General features: G+C 45.4%; 19 protein-coding genes and 1 tRNA gene. 14 read left to right on the forward strand and 6 right to left on the reverse strand.

Going from position 1 to position 19,127, the window contains the following annotated elements; all coding sequences use genetic code 11:
- Positions 1–32: 32 nt before the first annotated feature.
- From luxU to uvrB, 3 genes are all read right to left on the reverse strand, one after another.
- Positions 33–368 carry a quorum-sensing phosphorelay protein LuxU gene (gene luxU / locus vsple_RS09320; RefSeq protein WP_261881844.1) on the reverse strand — a complete coding sequence of 112 codons (336 nt, stop codon included), beginning with the start codon at positions 366–368 and terminating at the stop codon, positions 33–35.
- 19 nt (positions 369–387) lie between these two features.
- The gene (luxO, locus tag vsple_RS09325) at positions 388–1,788 is read right to left on the reverse strand and encodes a quorum-sensing sigma-54 dependent transcriptional regulator LuxO (protein ID WP_255230334.1); all 1,401 of its coding nucleotides are present in this window, start codon (positions 1,786–1,788) and stop codon (positions 388–390) included.
- A 286-nt stretch (positions 1,789–2,074) separates the two neighbouring features.
- Positions 2,075–4,105: an excinuclease ABC subunit UvrB gene (uvrB, locus tag vsple_RS09330; protein ID WP_032551998.1), complete on the reverse strand. Its 2,031-nt coding sequence runs from the start codon at positions 4,103–4,105 to the stop codon at positions 2,075–2,077.
- Positions 4,106–4,615: 510 nt separating this feature from the next.
- Here uvrB and vsple_RS09335 point away from each other — a divergent pair.
- From vsple_RS09335 to vsple_RS09380, 10 genes are all read left to right on the forward strand, one after another.
- A tRNA-Asn gene (locus tag vsple_RS09335) sits at positions 4,616–4,691 on the forward strand.
- A 534-nt stretch (positions 4,692–5,225) separates the two neighbouring features.
- The gene (rsxA, locus tag vsple_RS09340) at positions 5,226–5,804 is read left to right on the forward strand and encodes an electron transport complex subunit RsxA (RefSeq protein ID WP_032551997.1); all 579 of its coding nucleotides are present in this window, start codon (positions 5,226–5,228) and stop codon (positions 5,802–5,804) included.
- 2 nt (positions 5,805–5,806) lie between these two features.
- Entirely contained in the window at positions 5,807–6,391 is a 585-nt protein-coding gene (rsxB, locus tag vsple_RS09345; protein ID WP_255230331.1) for an electron transport complex subunit RsxB, read from the forward strand.
- 7 nt (positions 6,392–6,398) lie between these two features.
- Complete coding sequence (gene rsxC, locus vsple_RS09350; RefSeq protein ID WP_261881845.1) at positions 6,399–8,987, forward strand: electron transport complex subunit RsxC; 2,589 nt, start codon at positions 6,399–6,401, stop codon at positions 8,985–8,987.
- Positions 8,987–10,033 carry an electron transport complex subunit RsxD gene (rsxD, locus tag vsple_RS09355; protein WP_261881846.1) on the forward strand — a complete coding sequence of 349 codons (1,047 nt, stop codon included), beginning with the start codon at positions 8,987–8,989 and terminating at the stop codon, positions 10,031–10,033. Before rsxC ends, rsxD begins: the two co-directional genes overlap by 1 nt.
- Positions 10,034–10,046: 13 nt before the next feature.
- The gene (gene rsxG / locus vsple_RS09360) at positions 10,047–10,676 is read left to right on the forward strand and encodes an electron transport complex subunit RsxG (RefSeq protein ID WP_261881847.1); all 630 of its coding nucleotides are present in this window, start codon (positions 10,047–10,049) and stop codon (positions 10,674–10,676) included.
- The gene (locus vsple_RS09365; protein WP_255230327.1) at positions 10,676–11,368 is read left to right on the forward strand and encodes an electron transport complex subunit E; all 693 of its coding nucleotides are present in this window, start codon (positions 10,676–10,678) and stop codon (positions 11,366–11,368) included. The genes rsxG and vsple_RS09365 overlap by 1 nt, the downstream gene beginning before the upstream one ends.
- Before the next feature lie 130 nt (positions 11,369–11,498).
- On the forward strand, positions 11,499–12,134 hold the full coding sequence (nth, locus tag vsple_RS09370) for an endonuclease III (protein WP_261881848.1): 636 nt from the start codon (positions 11,499–11,501) through the stop codon (positions 12,132–12,134).
- A 48-nt stretch (positions 12,135–12,182) separates the two neighbouring features.
- Complete coding sequence (gene gloA, locus vsple_RS09375; RefSeq protein ID WP_150893931.1) at positions 12,183–12,599, forward strand: lactoylglutathione lyase; 417 nt, start codon at positions 12,183–12,185, stop codon at positions 12,597–12,599.
- A gap of 189 nt (positions 12,600–12,788) precedes the next feature.
- Positions 12,789–13,223, forward strand: coding sequence for a DUF2753 domain-containing protein (locus vsple_RS09380; RefSeq protein WP_032551989.1), 435 nt, complete (start codon positions 12,789–12,791; stop codon positions 13,221–13,223).
- Positions 13,224–13,301: 78 nt separating this feature from the next.
- Here the strand turns inward: vsple_RS09380 and motY are convergent, their stop codons facing one another.
- Entirely contained in the window at positions 13,302–14,183 is an 882-nt protein-coding gene (gene motY / locus vsple_RS09385) for a flagellar protein MotY (protein WP_255230326.1), read from the reverse strand.
- A 188-nt stretch (positions 14,184–14,371) separates the two neighbouring features.
- Between motY and rnt the strand changes: the two genes are divergently transcribed.
- Positions 14,372–15,016, forward strand: coding sequence for a ribonuclease T (rnt, locus tag vsple_RS09390; RefSeq protein WP_032551987.1), 645 nt, complete (start codon positions 14,372–14,374; stop codon positions 15,014–15,016).
- A gap of 72 nt (positions 15,017–15,088) precedes the next feature.
- Positions 15,089–16,414, forward strand: a complete 1,326-nt coding sequence (locus vsple_RS09395; protein ID WP_261881849.1) for a Na+/H+ antiporter family protein — start codon at positions 15,089–15,091, stop codon at positions 16,412–16,414.
- Between the two features lie 112 nt (positions 16,415–16,526).
- Here vsple_RS09395 and vsple_RS09400 read toward each other — a convergent pair whose 3' ends face one another.
- Together vsple_RS09400 and vsple_RS09405 are read right to left on the reverse strand one after the other, a co-directional pair.
- Entirely contained in the window at positions 16,527–17,153 is a 627-nt protein-coding gene (locus vsple_RS09400; protein WP_261881850.1) for a DsbA family protein, read from the reverse strand.
- Between the two features lie 76 nt (positions 17,154–17,229).
- Positions 17,230–17,565, reverse strand: a complete 336-nt coding sequence (locus vsple_RS09405) for a Grx4 family monothiol glutaredoxin (RefSeq protein WP_255230322.1) — start codon at positions 17,563–17,565, stop codon at positions 17,230–17,232.
- 268 nt (positions 17,566–17,833) lie between these two features.
- Here vsple_RS09405 and sodB point away from each other — a divergent pair, with 268 nt between their 5' ends.
- Both sodB and vsple_RS09415 read left to right on the forward strand, forming a co-directional pair.
- Positions 17,834–18,418 (forward strand): superoxide dismutase [Fe], encoded by a 585-nt coding sequence (sodB, locus tag vsple_RS09410; RefSeq protein ID WP_032551982.1) that lies wholly within the window; start codon positions 17,834–17,836, stop codon positions 18,416–18,418.
- 166 nt (positions 18,419–18,584) lie between these two features.
- Positions 18,585–19,088 carry a VC2046/SO_2500 family protein gene (locus vsple_RS09415; protein ID WP_261881851.1) on the forward strand — a complete coding sequence of 168 codons (504 nt, stop codon included), beginning with the start codon at positions 18,585–18,587 and terminating at the stop codon, positions 19,086–19,088.
- Positions 19,089–19,127: the final 39 nt, after the last annotated feature.

Genomic DNA, 19,127 nt, shown 5'->3' on the forward strand with positions numbered 1-19,127 from the left:
AGTGACAAAAAGGAGCATTGCGCTCCTTTTTATTAACTCATCAATTGTTGGTATTCAGTGTGTGTGGTTACCAGCAATGCTTTCATGTCTAGATAATCTTCGTCAGTAATTGATTTATTTTGTTTTACTTTAGCGTCCAAACCTATCGCAAAATCACACAATGAGTCAGCACCAAAGCTCGCAGCACTGCTCTTAAGTGCATGGCTAATATCAGCCAAATATTTGGCTGAGTCCACGGCATTACTTTGTTCTAAATGTTCGTGATACCCCTTGAGCTCACCTAAGAAAATCTCCAATAAAACGGGGACATTTTCCTGGCCAATTTCCATAGCAAGTTCATCAATTTTTTCTTGGTTTAGTATTTTCATCGTTATTCTTGTGCACTAATTATTCTGAGGACGACTGTTTTGCGTTCCATGCCTGCAGTTTTCGATAAATGGTCGATGGGCTAACATCTAAGAAGCCTGCTGCCCTTGGGATATTACCATCGCATGCTTTAATTGCCTGTTCTATCGCTGTTTTTTCGGTCAACCACAGTGGGAAAATGTCCTTAACCGAGATGTCTTCGCTCTGTTTCTCTTTCAATCGCAGGCTATTTTCTAACGGTTGGTTAAGAGGGGGTGGCAACATATTCAAGGTGATCTCTTTGCCGTTATTTAGTACTACGACATTTCGTAAAACGTTTTGCAATTGACGTACATTCCCGGGCCACTCGTACTGGTTGAATCGATCGATCACTTCCTGAGAGAAACGAACAAACGCTTTGCCCTCTTCCACCGACATATAGCCCAACAACGAATAAGCAATCTCAATAACGTCTTCACCGCGTTCGCGCAAGGGTGGAAGATGCAATGGGATAACGTACAAGCGATAATACAAATCTTCGCGGAAACGACCTTCTTGAACCTCTTTCCAAGGGTCTCGGTTGGTCGCACAAACAAAACGCACATCCACACTCTTCATTTTTGAAGAGCCTACTTTTTGGAAAGTACCTGTTTGGATAAAACGAAGCAATTTGGTTTGTAGCTCAAGATCCATTTCACACAACTCATCAAGGAACAAAGTTCCTCCATCGGCTAGCTCGGCTGCACCTTGTCGATCGGTAGCTGCGCCCGTGAACGCACCTTTAACGTGACCAAACAACTCACTCTCAATCAAATCTTTTGGAATAGCAGCACAGTTAATGGCAATAAACGGTTTGTCCCCACGTTTACTTGCAGCATGAATAGCTTCAGCACACACTTCTTTACCTGTACCACTCTCACCGGTGATAAAAATGCTCGCCTTACTCGAAGCCGCGGAGTCGATCGTGCGATACACCTGCTGCATGGTTAAGCTACTGCCGATGAAACCTTGATAGTTCTGGCTGCCCGGGTGTTCAGCGCTATTCTTCAGCTTAGTTGCTTTACGAATGGCATTGTTGACTGTAATTCGTAGACGATCTGCCTCACATGGCTTGATCAAAAAGTCTTGAGATCCGTGACGCATCGCTTCAACGGCGGTATCAATCGAGCCGTGGGCTGTCATGAAAATGACCGGAACTTCAGGGAAGTTTTGCTTTACCGCAAATAGAACATCCATCCCCGTCATATCTGGAAGACGAAGATCAAGGAGAATGAGGTCCGGGATTCTATGGTTAAGGCTCTCTATTGCCTCTTTGCCTGTACCCACAATATTGATATCTATCTCTAAAGGGGTCAGGTAAGATCGATACAACGCCGCTACGGACGCCGTATCCTCTACCATTAACAAATATTTCGATTTATTATCAAATGTTTTTGATTGCATATCCTAGCCGATATTATTTTGCATTTATTGTAATAATCGCATTCCGCTTTGCATTATGCAAATTACTAAGCTGTTTTTGTCGTATCATTTTCTATAAAGACTAAAGATCATACAGTTAAACATTTGGCATGAAGGATGCAGTCAAATAATTGACCTTCGGGTCACCTAGCCAACTGACGTTGTTAGTGGATGACATTTCCACAAATGTGAGCCAGTAGATGAGTTACTACTGGCTTTTTTTTGTTCAGAAGAATATTTTTTTGTAGAAAATAGTAGTTGCTACAGATTAGCTATTGGTTATGAATTGCTGCCTCATCTGTTCAATTTCATCACGCTTCTGCGCGGCAAGCTCAAACTCCAAGTTTTGGGCATGTTGATACATTTCCGCTTCTAGTTTGCTGATCGCTTTATCAAGTTCTTGTGGACTCAACGTGGCGTAGTTGGCCGCCTCTTCAGCCACTTTCGAGAGTGGAACTTGTTTAGACTGGCGCTGTTTCTTGGACTTGGTGATATCTCCAAGCTCCATAATATCTTTAACATTGCGCTTCAATGCTTGCGGGGTAATCCCCTGCTCCTCATTGTATTGCATCTGTTTGATTCGTCGACGCTCTGTCTCATCAATCGCTTTTTTCATCGACTTGGTGATCGAGTCGCCGTACAAAATCGCCTTACCATGTAGGTTACGCGCAGCACGACCAATCGTCTGAATCAAGGAACGCTCAGAGCGTAAAAAGCCCTCTTTATCCGCATCCAAGATCGCCACCAGCGAAACCTCGGGCATATCTAACCCCTCTCGCAACAAGTTGATACCAACTAACACATCAAATTCACCCAGCCTCAAATCTCGGATGATCTCTACACGTTCCACTGTATCGATATCTGAGTGTAAGTAACGAACTTTCACACCATGTTCTGTAAGGTACTCAGTGAGATCTTCCGCCATGCGTTTCGTTAATGTTGTCACGAGAACCCGCTCCTCTTTTTGTGAACGGATACGAATCTCAGAAAGAAGGTCATCGACTTGAGTAGCAACAGGACGAACTTCAATTTCAGGATCGAGAAGCCCCGTCGGGCGAACCACTTGATCAGCGATATCACCATCAGACTTCTCGAGTTCATAGTTGCCCGGCGTCGCAGAGACAAAGATAGTCTGCGGCGCAATCGCCTCAAACTCATCAAACTTCATTGGTCTATTGTCTAGTGCTGAAGGCAGACGGAAACCAAACTCCACCAGCGTCTCTTTACGCGAGCGGTCACCTTTATACATAGCACCAATTTGCGGCACCGTTACGTGTGACTCATCAATAACCAAAAGCCCATCAGCAGGTAAGTAATCAAATAAAGTCGGTGGCGCTTCACCTTCCGCACGTCCACTTAAATATCGAGAGTAGTTCTCGATGCCCGAACAAAAGCCAAGCTCCGTCATCATCTCAATATCAAACTGTGTACGTTGAGAAATACGTTGCTCTTCCAAGAGTTTATTATTGTCTTTTAGGTATTGTGCTCGCTCACGCAATTCCTCTTTGATGTTCTCAATCGCATCTAATATCGTTTCTCGCGGCGTCACATAGTGCGTTTTCGGGTAGACAGTAAAACGGGGCAAATCTCGCTGCTTCACCACACCAGTTAATGGGTCGAAAATACTGATACAGTCGACTTCGTCATCAAACATCTCGATTCGAACGGCATCTTGATCTGATTCAGCAGGGAAAATGTCTATAACTTCCCCACGCACACGGAACTGACCCCGTTCAAAAGCAACGTCGTTTCTTGAGTATTGCAGTTCAGCAAGACGGCGCAGAATATCTCGCTGGTCAATAACATCCCCGCGACAGACATGCAGCATCATTTTTAGGTAAGACTTGGGATCACCCAGACCATATATCGCGGAGACTGACGCGACGATAATGGCATCCTTGCGTTCAAGCAGCGCCTTGGTTGCGGAGAGACGCATTTGTTCAATATGTGCGTTAACCGACGCGTCTTTCTCAATGAAGGTATCAGTGGTTGGTACGTAAGCTTCCGGCTGATAGTAGTCATAGTAAGAAACGAAATACTCAACTGCATTGTTCGGGAAGAAGGCTTTCATCTCTCCGTACAGTTGCGCGGCCAGGGTTTTGTTTGGTGCCAATAAAATAGCTGGTCGCTGAGCTTCAGAAATGACATTGGCCAAGGTAAAGGTCTTTCCTGACCCTGTCACACCTAGCAGCGTCTGGTGCGCTAAGCCAGAATCCAAACCGTCTAACAGTTTCGCAATAGCGGTAGGTTGGTCACCTGAAGGTTTATAGTCAGAAACCAAGTCAAAGAGCTTACTCATAGGTTGTCATTTCCATACTGTTTATTTAATCAGGGTATTGTCTCCTTAGGTTGACCGTAGATGCAACCTTTATCAAGATAATCGCCTCATATTATTGTTATTAAGTTATAGCTTTTATTCAGATTAATTGATATTATCCGTCGCCCTGCCCAAGCTTATCAGCTTAATTTCGATTTTTTTTCATCCACGACTTTTCCCCAAAAATTCGAAAATAACCACGTTTTATGCTGTTCACGTAATAACCTTCAAAAGTTATACACGCATCATAATCAAGATAAAACCAATACTTTACATACACTTAAAGTAAAACCTTGTTTCTTCGTTAAACTGACAAGTCACTTTGTCAAAGTTTCACTCACATACTTATCCACAATTTTGGTGGATAACTAAAGCAAAGCCAAATTCTACAAGGGATACAGAAAAGTAAAGTAATTTATCTATTTTTTTGTCGCCATTTTCTGTTGACAGGTATCGACGGTATTATTAATATTCGCGTCGCTGACAAGCAATTCCCCCTTAGTTCAGTTGGTAGAACGGCGGACTGTTAATCCGTATGTCGCAGGTTCGAGTCCCGCAGGGGGAGCCAAATTTAAAGAAGCCGCATCACTCGATGCGGCTTTTTGCGTTTTAAAGCGACTGGTTTGTACCAAACCAATGTCTCAGAACTGGCCGTCCGCGTTCGAGACCCGACATGGAAAGTCCAAACTCTAGAAAAAAGCTCAATCGAAGGATTGAGCTTTTTTCGTTTTTAACTGCGACTAACTTGTTCCAAGTTAATGTCTCAGCCGAAACGTCGGACCGCCCTAGCCGCCCGCGTTCTAGTCCCGCAGGGGGAGCCAAATCTAGAGAAGCCGCATCACTCGATGCGGCTTTTTGCGTTTTTATTGACCTGAAATCCTCGAAACGTCGTATCACTCTACTCTTAATATCTGCATTCTTAGTCTTACATTTTGCAACGATCCTTGGGATTGAGAGCGTCTATACTTGCTACAACCAAGTGAATCAAACGATTAGGCGTAGATTTTTTCATCAACTGCCTAAATCCCTAACGATCCTCGGTTGTTATTAGGTGAGCAAAGCAGGATAATATTGGGATCGGAATTTCAAGAATTAATCCATTATGACCGAATACCTTTTGTTGTTGGTTGGCACAGTGCTGGTCAACAACTTTGTGCTAGTTAAATTTTTAGGGCTGTGTCCTTTCATGGGCGTTTCCAAAAAACTGGAGACGGCTATCGGCATGGGCCTTGCCACGACGTTTGTGTTAACACTGGCGTCCGTTTGCTCGTACCTTGTAGAAAACTACATCCTTGCACCACTGGGCATTGAATATCTGAGAACTATGAGCTTCATTTTAGTGATTGCAGTTGTGGTTCAATTTACTGAGATGGTCGTGCACAAAACCAGCCCGACGCTCTATCGGCTTCTGGGGATCTTCCTACCGTTGATCACAACCAACTGTGCGGTGTTAGGTGTGGCACTTCTTAACATCAATGAGAACCACAACTTTATTCAATCGATCGTTTACGGTTTCGGTGCATCCATTGGTTTCTCTTTGGTACTGATCCTATTTGCCGCTATGCGTGAGCGTATTACCGTGGCTGATGTGCCAATGCCATTTAAAGGTGCATCTATTGCGATGATCACTGCCGGACTAATGTCTCTCGCATTCATGGGCTTTACAGGATTGGTGAAGTAACCATGAGTACCATTTTAATTGCAATCATCGCCTTAGCTGTATTGGCCGCTGTATTCGGCGCCATTCTTGGTTTTGCATCTATTCGATTTAAAGTAGAGGCAGATCCGATCGTCGATCAGATCGACACTATTTTGCCTCAAACACAATGTGGTCAATGTGGTTACCCTGGCTGTAGACCGTATGCGGAAGCTATTGCCAATGGAGACAGCATCAATAAATGTCCTCCTGGCGGTCAGGCAACAATAGAAAAGCTTGCCGATTTAATGGGCGTAGAAGTTGAAGAGTCAGCGCATGACCTCGACGACAAAGTTAAGACCGTCGCCTTTATTCACGAAGATATGTGTATCGGCTGTACCAAATGCATTCAGGCGTGTCCGGTCGATGCAATTGTTGGCGGAACCAAAGCCCTACACACAGTTATCAAAGATGAATGTACTGGATGTGATCTTTGTGTGGCTCCATGCCCTACAGACTGTATTGAGATGATTCCAGTAGCAACAACAACTGAAAATTGGAAATGGCAGATGAACATGATTCCGGTTACTGATATTACTAACCAAGCTGCAGACGCAGACAAACAGGCGTAGGGTTAGTATGAACTCATTAATTGAACAAATTCGTACCGGCTCTGTTTGGACATTTCCAGGCGGTGTTCACCCTGCTGAAAACAAAAAGCAATCTAACGGCTTAGCTATCGCGCATGCGTCGATCCCGCAAGAAATTGTCCTGCCTGTAAAGCAGCACATAGGTAAGGCAGGTAACCTTCTGGTCGCCATTGGCGATGATGTATTGAAAGGCCAGCAGCTGACGGCTCTCGACACAGGTTTCACGCTTCCTGTTCATGCTCCAACCTCAGGTACGGTTGTCGCAATCGAACCAAGAACGACAGCTCACCCTTCTGGCTTGTCTGAACTTAGCATCGTGATCAAACCAGATGGCAAAGATCAATGGATTGAGCGCCGAGGTACTCAAAATTACACCGAAAAAACCTCAGACGAGCTACTTGATATCATTCGTCAGGCTGGTATTTCGGGTATGGGTGGCGCTGGCTTCCCGACTGCAAAAAAACTGCAATCAGGCTTAGGTCGCACAGATATTCTGATCGTTAATGCAGCCGAGTGTGAACCTTACATCACCTCAGATGACAAATTACTTCAAGAGCACGCTGACGAAGTGCTCAAAGGCATTGAAGTGGTCGAGCACCTGCTGCAACCAAAGCTGACTGTCATTGGTATCGAAGATAACAAGCCAGAGGCGATCAAAGCTCTTGAACTTGCGGCGAAAGACAAAGATATTGTCATCCGCGTTATTCCTACCAAATACCCATCTGGTGGTGAAAAGCAGCTGATTAAGATCCTGACCAACAAAGAAGTACCTGCCGGCGGCATTCCAGCCGATATCGGGGTCTTAGTCCAAAACGTTGGCTCACTGTACTCAATCAAGCGTGCTGTTATTGATGGCGAGCCTGTTGTGAATCGCGTAGTCACACTGACCGGTAAAACCTTTAAGCAACCACGTAACGTGTGGGCGCTACTGGGTACTCCGGTTAGCGCACTGCTTGCTGAGTTTGGTTACAAAGCCGATAAAAAGCTACCAAGACTTATCTTAGGTGGGCCTATGATGGGCTTTACCCTGCCACATGAAAATGTGCCAATCACTAAAACGTCGAACTGTATTCTAGCACCGACACGTCGCGAGATTTCTCCAAATAGCTATGAAATGGAGTGTATCCGTTGTAGTCAATGTGCAGAGGCCTGCCCAGCTTCTCTATTGCCGCAACAACTGCAATGGCATGCTAAGGCGAATGAGCTCGACAAGTGTGAAGAGCTGAACATTAAAGATTGTATTGAATGTGGAGCTTGTGCGTTTGTCTGCCCGAGTGAGATCCCATTGGTTCAGTATTACCGCCAAGCGAAAGCTGAGATCAAAACTCGCCGCGATGAATCTGCCGCAGCCGAGCGAGCCAAACAGCGTTTTGAAGAGAAAAACGCTCGTATGGAGCGCGATAAAGCAGAACGCGAAAACCGCTTTAAGAAAGCGGCAGATAACCGTCGTAAAGAGATGAAGACATCTGATGGTGATGATGCCATCGCTGCAGCTATCGCACGAGTAAAAGCACAGAAAGCGGCTGCGGACACAACTAATAAAGAGCCGGCTGTGAAGCCAGCGGTTGCCGCTGCCATTGCGAAAGCAAAGGCGAAACAAGCTGCAGCTCAACAAAGCAACAGTGCAGAGCCAGATAATTCTGAAATGTCCAAACTGCGTGAGGAACGTAAAAAACTAGCAAGAGAGCGTAAAGCTCAACAAGCTAATGCGGAAAGCCAAACGCCAGGCGAAGACAAAAAAGATGCGGTCGCTGCTGCTATTGCGCGTGCCAAGGCGAAAAAAGCCCAACAAGCTGAAACAAACTCAGAAGCAAGCAGTGACAGCAAGAAAGATGCCGTAGCTGCCGCAATAGCTCGAGCTAAAGCCAAAAAAGCCCAGCAATCAGAGACAGACCCTGATACCAGCTCGGACAGGAAAAAAGACGCCGTAGCCGCTGCCATTGCACGCGCCAAAGCTAAAAAGGCGCAGCAATCTCAACCACAAGTTGAAGAGGTCGAAGCTGAATCTGCAGACGAAGCGGTTGACCCGAAGAAAGCTGCCGTAGCAGCTGCTATTGCACGCGCCAAAGCGAAAAAGGCGCAGCAAGCTCAACCGCAAGTTGAAGAGGTCGAAGCGGAGTCAGCAGACGAAGCGATTGATCCGAAGAAAGCTGCCGTAGCTGCTGCTATCGCACGTGCGAAAGCGAAAAAGGCGCAGCAAGCTCAACCGCAAGTTGAAGAGGTCGAAGCGGAGTCAGCAGACGAAGCGATTGATCCGAAGAAAGCTGCCGTAGCTGCTGCTATCGCACGTGCGAAAGCGAAAAAGGTGCAACAAGCTCAACCGCAAGTTGAAGAGGTCGAAGCGGAGTCAGCAGACGAAGCGATTGATCCGAAGAAAGCTGCCGTAGCTGCTGCTATCGCACGTGCGAAAGCGAAAAAGGCGCAACAAGCTCAACCGCAAGTTGAACAGGTCGAAGCGGAATCAGCAGACGAAGCGGTTGACCCGAAGAAAGCTGCCGTTGCTGCTGCCATTGCACGCGCTAAAGCGAAAAAAGCTCAGCAAGAGCAAAATAAAAAGAATATTGAGGAGAAAGAGTAGTGGCCTTTTTTATTGCCAGCTCACCGCACGCGCATAGCCGCAGAAGTACACCAGATCTAATGAAATGGGTGGCGATTGCGGCATTACCTGGATTACTAGCTCAAACCTACTTCTTTGGGTGGGGCACAATTATCCAGCTCGTTTTGGCTATCTTGCTCGCCGTTACTTTTGAAGCTGGAGTTATGCTGCTTCGCAAGCGTCCACCAGTTATGGCTCTGCGTGATTACAGTGCTATTGTCACAGCTTGGTTGCTAAGTGTCGCTATCCCGCCACATTCCCAATGGTGGATGATGGTTATCGGTCTATTCTTTGCGATTGTTATTGCTAAGCACCTCTATGGGGGATTAGGACAAAACCCATTCAACCCAGCTATGGTCGCTTATGTGGTATTGCTGATTTCATTCCCAGTGCAAATGACTAGCTGGAATGCTCCTATCAGTCTCAGTGCTGAACCTACAAGCTTTGTTGATTCATTCTTAATGATCTTTACTGGCTTCAACAATGAAGGTCTATCATTGCAGCAAGCTCGTATCGGTATTGATGGCACCACAATGGCAACACCACTGGACGCCTTTAAGACAGCATTAGCTGCAGGTAACACAGCGTCCGAGGCGCTTTCACAGCCACAATTTAGTTGGTTAGCGGGTATTGGTTGGGAGTGGGTAAACATCGCTTACCTACTCGGGGGTTTAGTACTGATCAAGCAACGAGTGATTCAATGGTATATCCCGGTTTCGTTCTTAGCGAGTTTGACGCTATTTAGTCTGGTATTCAGTGTGTTTACTCCTGGAGAGACAGCGTCACCAATGGTCCACCTACTCTCGGGTGCAACGATGTTAGGCGCATTTTTCATTGCGACCGACCCCGTTTCAGCCTCAACTACGGTTAAAGGACGACTCGTGTTCGGTGCCATGATTGGTGGTTTAGTCTTTATTATTCGTAGCTGGGGTGGTTTCCCAGATGGTGTCGCATTTGCAGTATTGTTGGCAAACATGTGCGTTCCTTTGATTGACTACTACACCAAACCACGTACATACGGCCATTAAGGAAACATAAACAATGCTAAATGCGATTAGAAAAAATGGTCTAACTCTTGCGATTTTTGCCTGTGCGTCTACTGGTTTGGTGGCTGTAACCCACTACCTAACCAAAGATCAGATCAAGCTTCAAGAACAAGCTCAACTGCTGTCGGTTTTGAATCAAGTGATTCCTCACGAGAAGCACGACAATGAACTCTTTTCCTCCTGTACCTTGGTTGAATCTGAGGCACTTGGTAGCAAACAGGCGATGCCCGCTTATATCGCAACTCTCAATGGTGAGCCGAGCGCAATTGCTATTGAGGCTATTGCTCCCGACGGCTATAACGGCGCGATTAAAGTGATCGTAGGGCTAGATGTCGAAGGTACTGTATTGGGTACTCGAGTACTTGCACATCAAGAAACCCCGGGGCTGGGAGATAAAATCGATCTTCGCGTCACCGACTGGATCACTTCATTTACCGGTAAGCAAGTAACTGAATCGAATCAAGACAAATGGAAAGTGCGTAAAGATGGCGGTGACTTTGACCAATTCACAGGCGCGACGATCACACCTCGAGCTGTTGTTAAAGCAGTCAAAAACGCCGTTGTTTTCGTTAACGAAAATCAACAAACACTATTGTCTCAGCCTAAAAATTGCGGAGGAGCGTAATGAGTGAACATAAAACGCTAATCAAGAATGGCATGTGGGCGAATAACCCTGCCCTTGTCCAACTGCTTGGTCTTTGTCCTTTACTGGCGGTGTCATCGACAGTGACTAACGCGCTAGGCTTAGGCATTGCCACCCTGTTAGTGCTAGTTGGCTCGAATGTTTGCGTATCTCTGGTTCGTAACCATGTTCCAAAAGAGGTGCGTATTCCGGTATTTGTCATGATCATCGCGTCATTAGTAACTTGTGTTCAGCTATTAATGAATGCTTACGCTTATGGCCTATACCTGTCTCTAGGTATCTTTATTCCACTTATCGTTACCAACTGTATCATCATCGGTCGCGCAGAGGCATTCGCTTCAAAAAACACCCTACTCCCAGCAGCACAAGACGGCTTCTGGATGGGCATGGGCATGACCGCTGTATTGGTTGTACTGGGCGCGATGCGTGAAATCATTGGCAACGGCACTCTATTTGATGGTGCAGATCTTCTGCTCGGTGATTGGGCATCAGCCCTAAGAATCGAAATCTTCCATTTCGACAATAGCTTCTTGCTGGCGCTACTGCCGCCAGGCGCATTTATTGGGGTCGGTTTCTTGATTGCATTGAAAAACCTAATCGACCATCAAGCGAGAGCAAGACAGCCAAAACAAGAAAAACCAACCATCGAACGTGCCCGTGTGACTAACGCATAGTTCAAACTATTCAAAGGGGCTAATTTTGCCCCTTTCGCAAATATAACTAGAGACACTCATAAGAGTGCAAAAATGAGCAAGCTTGACGCTTGAGCGACTCCAAGCTTTAAAACTGGAAAGTAATGTCACTATGAATAATGTCAAACGCGTTCAGATCTTAGAGCGTTTACGGGAGAACAACCCGAATCCTCAAACCGAACTTAATTGGAGTTCACCGTTTGAGCTGTTAATCGCAGTTTTACTATCAGCCCAAGCGACTGATGTGAGTGTGAATAAAGCAACCGACAAGCTTTACCCTGTTGCTAACACTCCTCAAGCAATCTACGACCTAGGTGTTGAAGGACTGAAAGAGTACATCAAGACGATCGGCCTGTTTAACTCTAAAGCCGAGAACACCATCAAAACCTGTCGCATGCTGCTCGACCTGCACAACGGCGAAGTGCCTGAAGACCGTGCCGCTCTTGAAGCTTTGCCTGGTGTGGGCCGAAAAACAGCAAATGTGGTGCTCAACACTGCATTTGGCTGGCCGACCATTGCCGTCGATACTCACATTTATCGCGTCTCGAATCGCAGTAAGTTTGCGATGGGTAAAACCGTCGATGACGTTGAGCAAAAACTGCTTAAAGTCGTACCAAAAGAGTTTAAGCTAGATGTACACCATTGGCTGATTTTGCACGGCCGCTATACTTGTGTCGCGCGCAAACCACGCTGTGGTAACTGCATCATTGAAGACTTATGCGAATTCAAAGAGAAGACCGAAGTCTAAACACTTATCGGTTTTCTATAAAAACATCTAAGCTAGGAGCAAAACACTATGTCAAATGGCCGTATTTTACACACCATGCTGCGCGTTGGTGATCTGGACCGTTCAATCGAGTTCTATACAAACGTTATGGGCATGAATGTACTTCGTCGTAACGAAAACAAAGAGTACGAGTACACATTAGTATTCGTGGGCTATGGTGATGAATCACAAGGGTCTGTCATCGAGCTCACTTACAACTGGGGAACTTCTGAATACGACCTTGGTAACGCGTTTGGACACGTTGCTATTGGCGTTGACGACATCTATAGCACTTGTGACGCTATCAAAGCGGCAGGTGGTAACGTCACTCGAGAGCCAGGCCCAGTGAAAGGTGGTTCAACTCACATTGCCTTTGTCAAAGACCCTGACGGCTACATGATCGAGCTGATTCAAAACAAACAAGCAAGTGCAGGTCTAGAAGGTTAATCCCTGTTCTAGACATGGCGAAATACCTTCAATCACAAAGCGAGCACCATGCTCGCTTTTTGTTTGCCTCTATTTTGTAGCAGCGCGTCTCAGAAAACACTATATCTTGCCTACTTCTCAATTATCAGGCTTTACTTGATAATAATTATCGTTTAGATTAATGCCAGTTTTAATTAGGGAGCTATCATCATGATAAACGAATGGGAAAAACACACATTACTTGCCGATACTGCACTGCAACTCGACGATCCTATTCGAAGTATCCTTCACTATCAGCAAGCTTTGACTCTCAGTGAACGAATCACTGAGCGCACTGATATTGAAGCTGACGAGCGATTGCTGATTTCAGTGATCTCTTGCCACAATTTGGCGCAGTTCTGGCGTTGGGCTGGCGATACCGATTATGAATTGAAGTATCTTCAACTGGCTTCTGAAAAGGTATTGACCCTGATTCCCCAGTGCCCTAACACTCAGTGTTCAAGCTTCATTGATTCTATTGGCTGCTGCAAAAAAGCATTGATTGATTTCATGAAGCGCCACCCAAATCCACAGATAGCTTCAATGGTTGAGAAAATTGATACAGCGACCAATTGTGAAATTATTGCTAAGTTCCGCTTGAATTAATTCCTGTCCAGAAACAAAAAAATGCCAGTCTCGACAGACTGGCATTTTTTATCGTTTAACTCATTAAAACTGCAAAATCTAGACCTGAGTTCGTCCGAGCGAAATCACCACACGTCGGTTTTTGTCTTTGCCGATTGGAGACGCATTATCAGCTATCGGACGGCGCTTACCATAGCCTTGTACTTGGATTCGCTCTTCTGAAAGGCCAAGCGATTTAAAGTACTCACGCAGCGACTCTGCTCGGCGATCAGACAGGTTTTGGCTGACACGTTTGCTGTCGGCTGAATCTGTGTATGTTGCCACCAATACAAGATCGATATCTTGGTTATGGCGAATGTATTCGGCAATCTGACTCAAGCGCTTTTGCGATGCTTTGCTCAGTTGATCGCTATTTCGGTCATAGTGCAGAATCGTAAATGAGATATCTTCAAAGCTGTAAGGTAATAAATTCGCTATGCAGTCGCTAAACACATTGTATTTCTGTTGGAACAATACCGAAGAGAGTGCCACTTCAATTCGTTGATCTCGGCTTTGCCACTCTTGGTAACTAAACGTTGGATAGCGCCCCTTCTCTAACTCGCTCAGAATACCCCAAGCAGTTTGACCACCAACATACCCGTCAAACTGTTGGAAAAATTTGATGGTTGTCATTCGGTCTGCACTTTCACCAGGACGCCATGGAGGCGGCATAGAGATCAAACTAACATTACGTGTTGCTCCCATCGGGCGACGCATTTTAAGTTCGAAATCCAATATGATCTTTTTGCTAGCTCTGGATGAAAACTCCGCATCACCAAAGTTTGGAATCGGGTGAACCAATCGACATTCCAATGGGGTATTTGCCACCATTTCCCAAGTCGACTGTTGAGGAGATGCCCCATATCGCTTCTGTTGCGCAAGCGCCGTCGACGACATCAGTAACGAAAACAGAATTGAACCTGTAATTAGTCGTTTATTCATAAAGGGGAGTATCTCTTAAGCAATTCGTTTAACAATGCAGCCGATTGCCGCATATTCTCTCTAATCAAGTTGATGCAAATATCGCGCCGAATATGGGTGGCTAATTTATCAATTAATCACTTTCCGGAGTTTTTATCACTGCTATTATCTGCAATAATGCAGGCTCAATCACACTTATTTGGGCTAACATGACTGTAGAAAACGAAGCTCTGACCCTCAAAAAACGTTTCCGTGGCTATTTTCCAGTAGTCATTGACGTGGAAACCGCAGGGTTCAACGCGAAAACCGATGCATTATTAGAAATCTGTGCCATTACCCTAAAAATGGATGAAAATGGAGATCTCCATCCAGCATCGACGCTTCATTTTCATATCGAGCCCTTTGAAGGTGCCAACATCGAGCAAGAAGCTCTAGATTTCAACGGTATCAAAGACCCGTTTAGCCCCTTGCGTGGCGCGGTCTCTGAGCAAGAAGCGCTCAAAGAGATCTACAAGCTTGTGAGAAAAGAACAAAAAGCTTCCAATTGCAGCCGTGCCATCATGGTGGCGCACAACGCAACATTCGACTTAAACTTTGTCAATGCAGCCAGTGAACGTTGTAAGCTTAAACGCGTCCCTTTCCATCCTTTTGCAACTTTTGATACTGCTGCCTTAAGTGGACTTGCCTACGGCCAAACCGTTCTGGCTAAAGCTTGCCGTACTGCAGGAATGGAATTCGACAACAAAGAAGCACACTCTGCTTTATACGATACTCAGAAAACGGCTGAACTGTTTTGCGGTATCGTCAACAAATGGAAAGCGCTTGGCGGCTGGCCACTTGTTGAACCAGAATAAAAATAAATCGACACGCGACTTTGCGTAATGTCATCAATTGAAAACAATTAAACACAACACTCCGAGAAAATTATGAACCCTGTTGTTATATCAGTTTGCATCATGCTAGTACTAGCCTTGATGCGTGTTAACGTTGTCGTTGCTCTCACGTTCAGTGCGATCATCGGTGGCGTTGTGTCGGGCATGACTCTTAACGATGCCGTTGCTGCTTTTGAAAGTGGCTTAGGTGGCGGTGCGACTATCGCTCTAAGCTATGCCATGTTAGGTACCTTTGCCGTTGCTATCTCACGTTCAGGTATTACTGACCTGCTTGCTCAAAGCGTTATCAAGCGCATTCACGGCAAAGAGAACAGCACAGCTTCGACTGGTTTGAAATACGGCATTCTTGCATCTCTTATTCTTGTAACGATGTCTTCTCAAAACGTTATCCCTGTGCATATCGCCTTCATCCCAATTTTGATTCCACCTCTACTAGGCGTGTTTGCAAAAATGAACCTTGATCGTCGTTTGATCGCGTGTGTGCTGACTTTCGGTCTGATCACACCATATATGGTTCTTCCAATCGGTTTCGGTGGTATCTTCCTAAACAACATCCTGCTCAAGAATCTTCATGACAACGGTCTTGAAAATGTTGTGGCTAGCCAAGTTCCGGTGGCGATGCTACTGCCAGCAGCAGGTATGATCTTTGGTCTACTGACTGCCGTATTTTTTACTTACCGCAAACCTCGTCAATACAAAGAAACTGAGCTTACAACGGTTTCTACAGAAACGAAGCAGATCAACAAGAAGCACATCATTGTTGCAGCGGTTGGTATTGTTGCGGCACTGACTGTACAGCTTTCTACCGGCTCTATGATCATTGGTGCTTTGGCTGGTTTCATGGTGTTCACGTTTGGTGGCGTGATTGCATGGAAAGAGACACAAGATGTGTTCACGAAAGGCGTTCATATGATGGCGATGATCGGCTTCATCATGATCGCTGCAGCAGGTTTTGCGGCGGTAATGAAACAAACTGGTGGCGTTGAGTCTCTGGTTGAAGCGCTATCAACATCAATCGGCGACAACAAACCGCTTGCTGCACTGCTAATGCTGGTTGTAGGCCTACTGGTCACTATGGGTATTGGTTCTTCGTTCTCGACAATTCCAATTCTTGCAACGATTTACGTTCCACTGGCGGCAGCGTTTGGTTTCTCTCCAATGGCGACTATCGCACTAGTGGGTACTGCTGCTGCATTGGGTGACGCAGGTTCACCAGCATCTGACTCTACGTTAGGTCCAACATCTGGTCTTAACGCAGACGGTCAACACGAGCACGTTTGGGAGACGGTGGTACCTACTTTCATTCACTACAATATCCCACTGATCGTATTCGGTTGGATTGCAGCAATGGTTCTATAAATTGAAACTGTAATATGTCTCCTTTAAAGAAGCCATGTTGAGAACCTAAAACGACCGCCTAGTGCGGTCGTTTTCGTATCAAAAATTTCTTTCGTCTTATCGCTGACATCAATTAAGTAGCAGTGCGATTGACTAGAATTTCTCGAATTGATTTAAGTGTCGTTTCTGATGAGTGATAGTCGAGCTCAACTTCAGTGAAGATGCCATCCACTTCAAGCATTAAGGTTGGGTAAGAGTAAACACCCATCGCCTCTTTGAAGCCCAATTGGTCGTCTAACTCACCTTCTAACAGCTTGCCCGATAGATCGTTTTCGAACTGTTGAACGTTCATACCTAACTCTTCCGCTAACTGGAGATGTGTTTCCACGCTGTGTGGCAGCATTGCTCGTAAGTAATAAGCATGTTGAATCGCTTGTAGCATCTCTTCGTAATGATCTTGGAACCCTGCGGCAATGACGGCACGGCAAGCTGGGTAAGTACTACGTACGGGTTCGCACTCGCTCCAAAATTCATGGTTAAACTCAGTTCCGAGTTTCGCTTCAATCTGCTTCCAAATCGCTTGCAACTTTTGTTTCATCTCATCAGACATCGGCTCATCAGAATCAGGGGCGAGGCCACCCACCACATAATTAAACTCGATGCTCGCAGGCAATTGCTGCTTAAGAAGTTTTAATACTGGCTTGTATCCCCAACACCAACTGCACATTGGATCGTGGACATAGTGAAGTTTTACATTCATTGCATTTCCCTTATACCAATAAAAAAGGAGCCCAACGGCCCCTTTTCTCATTGAGTGTCGCTAAAAAGCTCAGCTCTTACTCTTCGTCGCCCGCAACTTTCGCCGCTGCTTCTTTGATAAGCGGCTGAAGTTCGCCTTTTTGGAACATCTCAAGGATGATATCACAACCACCGATCAACTCACCTTCAACCCAAAGTTGTGGGAATGTTGGCCACTGTGCGTAAGCTGGTAGCTCAGCACGAATATCAGGGTTTTGTAGGATGTCTACGTAAGCAAACTTTTCACCACATGCCATTAGCGCTTGAGATGCTTGAGAAGAAAAACCACAGCTTGGTAGTTTAGGAGAACCTTTCATGTAAAGTAGAATGGTATTTTCTTCAATTTGCTGCTTGATTTTATCGATAGTTTCCATTGCTTCCTCGTTAATGGATTACGGCTTTATTGCCTTTATTCTACCCCAAACCCCAAGAATAAAAACCATATAAAAAAAATGGTTAAAGAGTTAGAGTAAGATTTCATAGAAAATCACACAAATGTGCTTTTAATAAAGTAAAAACTTGCTAAACTATATCGCAAGTCAGCAAATTGACCGTAGCCTGCAAAATGTAAGCTATGAATAATAAATATCACTGGAAGCAATCGAAAGAGGTAACTCTTTCATATCAATGGAGAATTGAGTAATGGCATTTGAACTACCAGCTCTACCTTACGCGAAAGACGCACTAGAACCACACATCTCTGCAGAGACTCTAGATTTCCACCACGGTAAGCACCACAACACTTACGTTGTTAAGCTAAACGGTCTTATCCCTGGTACTGAGTTCGAAGGTAAAACACTAGAAGAGATCATCAAGACTTCAACTGGTGGCGTATTCAACAACGCAGCTCAAATCTGGAACCACACTTTCTACTGGCACTGTCTAGCTCCTAAAGCTGGCGGAGAACCAACAGGTGCAGTTGCAGACGCAATCAACGCTTCATTTGGCTCTTTCGAAGAGTTCAAAGCAAAATTCACTGATTCAGCAATCAACAACTTCGGTTCTTCTTGGACTTGGCTTGTGAAGAACGCTGACGGTTCTCTAGAGATCGTTAACACGTCTAACGCTGCGACTCCTCTAACAGAAGAAGGTGTGACTCCACTTCTAACTGTTGACCTATGGGAACACGCATACTACATCGATTTCCGTAACGTACGTCCAGACTACATGAACGCTTTCTGGGCTCTAGTTAACTGGGAATTCGTTGCAGCGAACCTAGCTAAATAATTAGCATTTCGCTGATTCCGACAAAGCTCACGCATGCGTGAGCTTTTTTGTTTTTGGCTCTTCCTACCCCTCTTGATTAAAATAAAACCAATCAATCAGTTAATCGATCTAAACACTAAAGTTTGAACCAAGCTTGCCGTTAAAGGTGTATCCAAAGAGAGGCACCATGCAAGTAAACACACTCGACAGCAACGTCATTATTAACGAACTCAAGTTCGGGACTGGAATCAACCAAGCGGTTGAGCAAGGTCGCCGTGCCGATTTCGCGTTGCTGATGTCTATGTTTTCCGATGACGTTCGAGACAACACACCTTTGGATATCCTGCCCGTCGAAGAGACAACCGAGAGTAAACTGCGCCAACAGTTTGGTGTCGCGGAGCCGCAGCCTTTACGTTCAAACCAATCTTCATACGAAATCTCGGCAAAACAGTCACAAGGTTTTCACCAAGCGGGGCTTTCAAGCGCAAAGTTGAATCACTATCTAACCCCTGAAGCCTTGACTTTCATGCCTGAAAGGACGCATGATTTTCCGGAAGAGGTTTACCATAACCTTTCTACGCATGAACGCCGTAAGCTCGCTAAACAACCACCAGCAGAGTTGCCAAATGCAACTTTATACAACGAGCTCACCACAGCTCAGCGTCAATTCCATATTCAGGCGCAAGCTTAATCACTCAAACCCATAAATAAAGGTGATACATTTCACACG

Source organism: Vibrio pelagius (genome assembly GCF_024347575.1).
In the GTDB taxonomy this organism is placed as follows: Bacteria; Pseudomonadota; Gammaproteobacteria; order Enterobacterales; family Vibrionaceae; genus Vibrio; species Vibrio pelagius.

Bases quoted from the DNA above. Each gene is read 5' to 3' on its own strand.
- uvrB (WP_032551998.1), bottom strand. From the start codon at position 4,105: ATGAGTAAGCTCTTTGACTTGGTTTCTGACTATAAACCTTCAGGTGAC.
- vsple_RS09395 (WP_261881849.1), top strand. From the start codon at position 15,089: ATGAACCCTGTTGTTATATCAGTTTGCATCATGCTAGTACTAGCCTTG.
- rsxB (WP_255230331.1), top strand. From the start codon at position 5,807: ATGAGTACCATTTTAATTGCAATCATCGCCTTAGCTGTATTGGCCGCT.
- vsple_RS09365 (WP_255230327.1), top strand. From the start codon at position 10,676: ATGAGTGAACATAAAACGCTAATCAAGAATGGCATGTGGGCGAATAAC.
- luxO (WP_255230334.1), bottom strand. From the start codon at position 1,788: ATGCAATCAAAAACATTTGATAATAAATCGAAATATTTGTTAATGGTA.
- luxU (WP_261881844.1), bottom strand. From the start codon at position 368: ATGAAAATACTAAACCAAGAAAAAATTGATGAACTTGCTATGGAAATT.
- rsxC (WP_261881845.1), top strand. From the start codon at position 6,399: ATGAACTCATTAATTGAACAAATTCGTACCGGCTCTGTTTGGACATTT.
- rnt (WP_032551987.1), top strand. From the start codon at position 14,372: ATGACTGTAGAAAACGAAGCTCTGACCCTCAAAAAACGTTTCCGTGGC.
- vsple_RS09415 (WP_261881851.1), top strand. From the start codon at position 18,585: ATGCAAGTAAACACACTCGACAGCAACGTCATTATTAACGAACTCAAG.
- gloA (WP_150893931.1), top strand. From the start codon at position 12,183: ATGTCAAATGGCCGTATTTTACACACCATGCTGCGCGTTGGTGATCTG.
- vsple_RS09400 (WP_261881850.1), bottom strand. From the start codon at position 17,153: ATGAATGTAAAACTTCACTATGTCCACGATCCAATGTGCAGTTGGTGT.
- rsxA (WP_032551997.1), top strand. From the start codon at position 5,226: ATGACCGAATACCTTTTGTTGTTGGTTGGCACAGTGCTGGTCAACAAC.
- vsple_RS09405 (WP_255230322.1), bottom strand. From the start codon at position 17,565: ATGGAAACTATCGATAAAATCAAGCAGCAAATTGAAGAAAATACCATT.
- sodB (WP_032551982.1), top strand. From the start codon at position 17,834: ATGGCATTTGAACTACCAGCTCTACCTTACGCGAAAGACGCACTAGAA.
- vsple_RS09380 (WP_032551989.1), top strand. From the start codon at position 12,789: ATGATAAACGAATGGGAAAAACACACATTACTTGCCGATACTGCACTG.
- nth (WP_261881848.1), top strand. From the start codon at position 11,499: ATGAATAATGTCAAACGCGTTCAGATCTTAGAGCGTTTACGGGAGAAC.
- motY (WP_255230326.1), bottom strand. From the start codon at position 14,183: ATGAATAAACGACTAATTACAGGTTCAATTCTGTTTTCGTTACTGATG.
- rsxG (WP_261881847.1), top strand. From the start codon at position 10,047: ATGCTAAATGCGATTAGAAAAAATGGTCTAACTCTTGCGATTTTTGCC.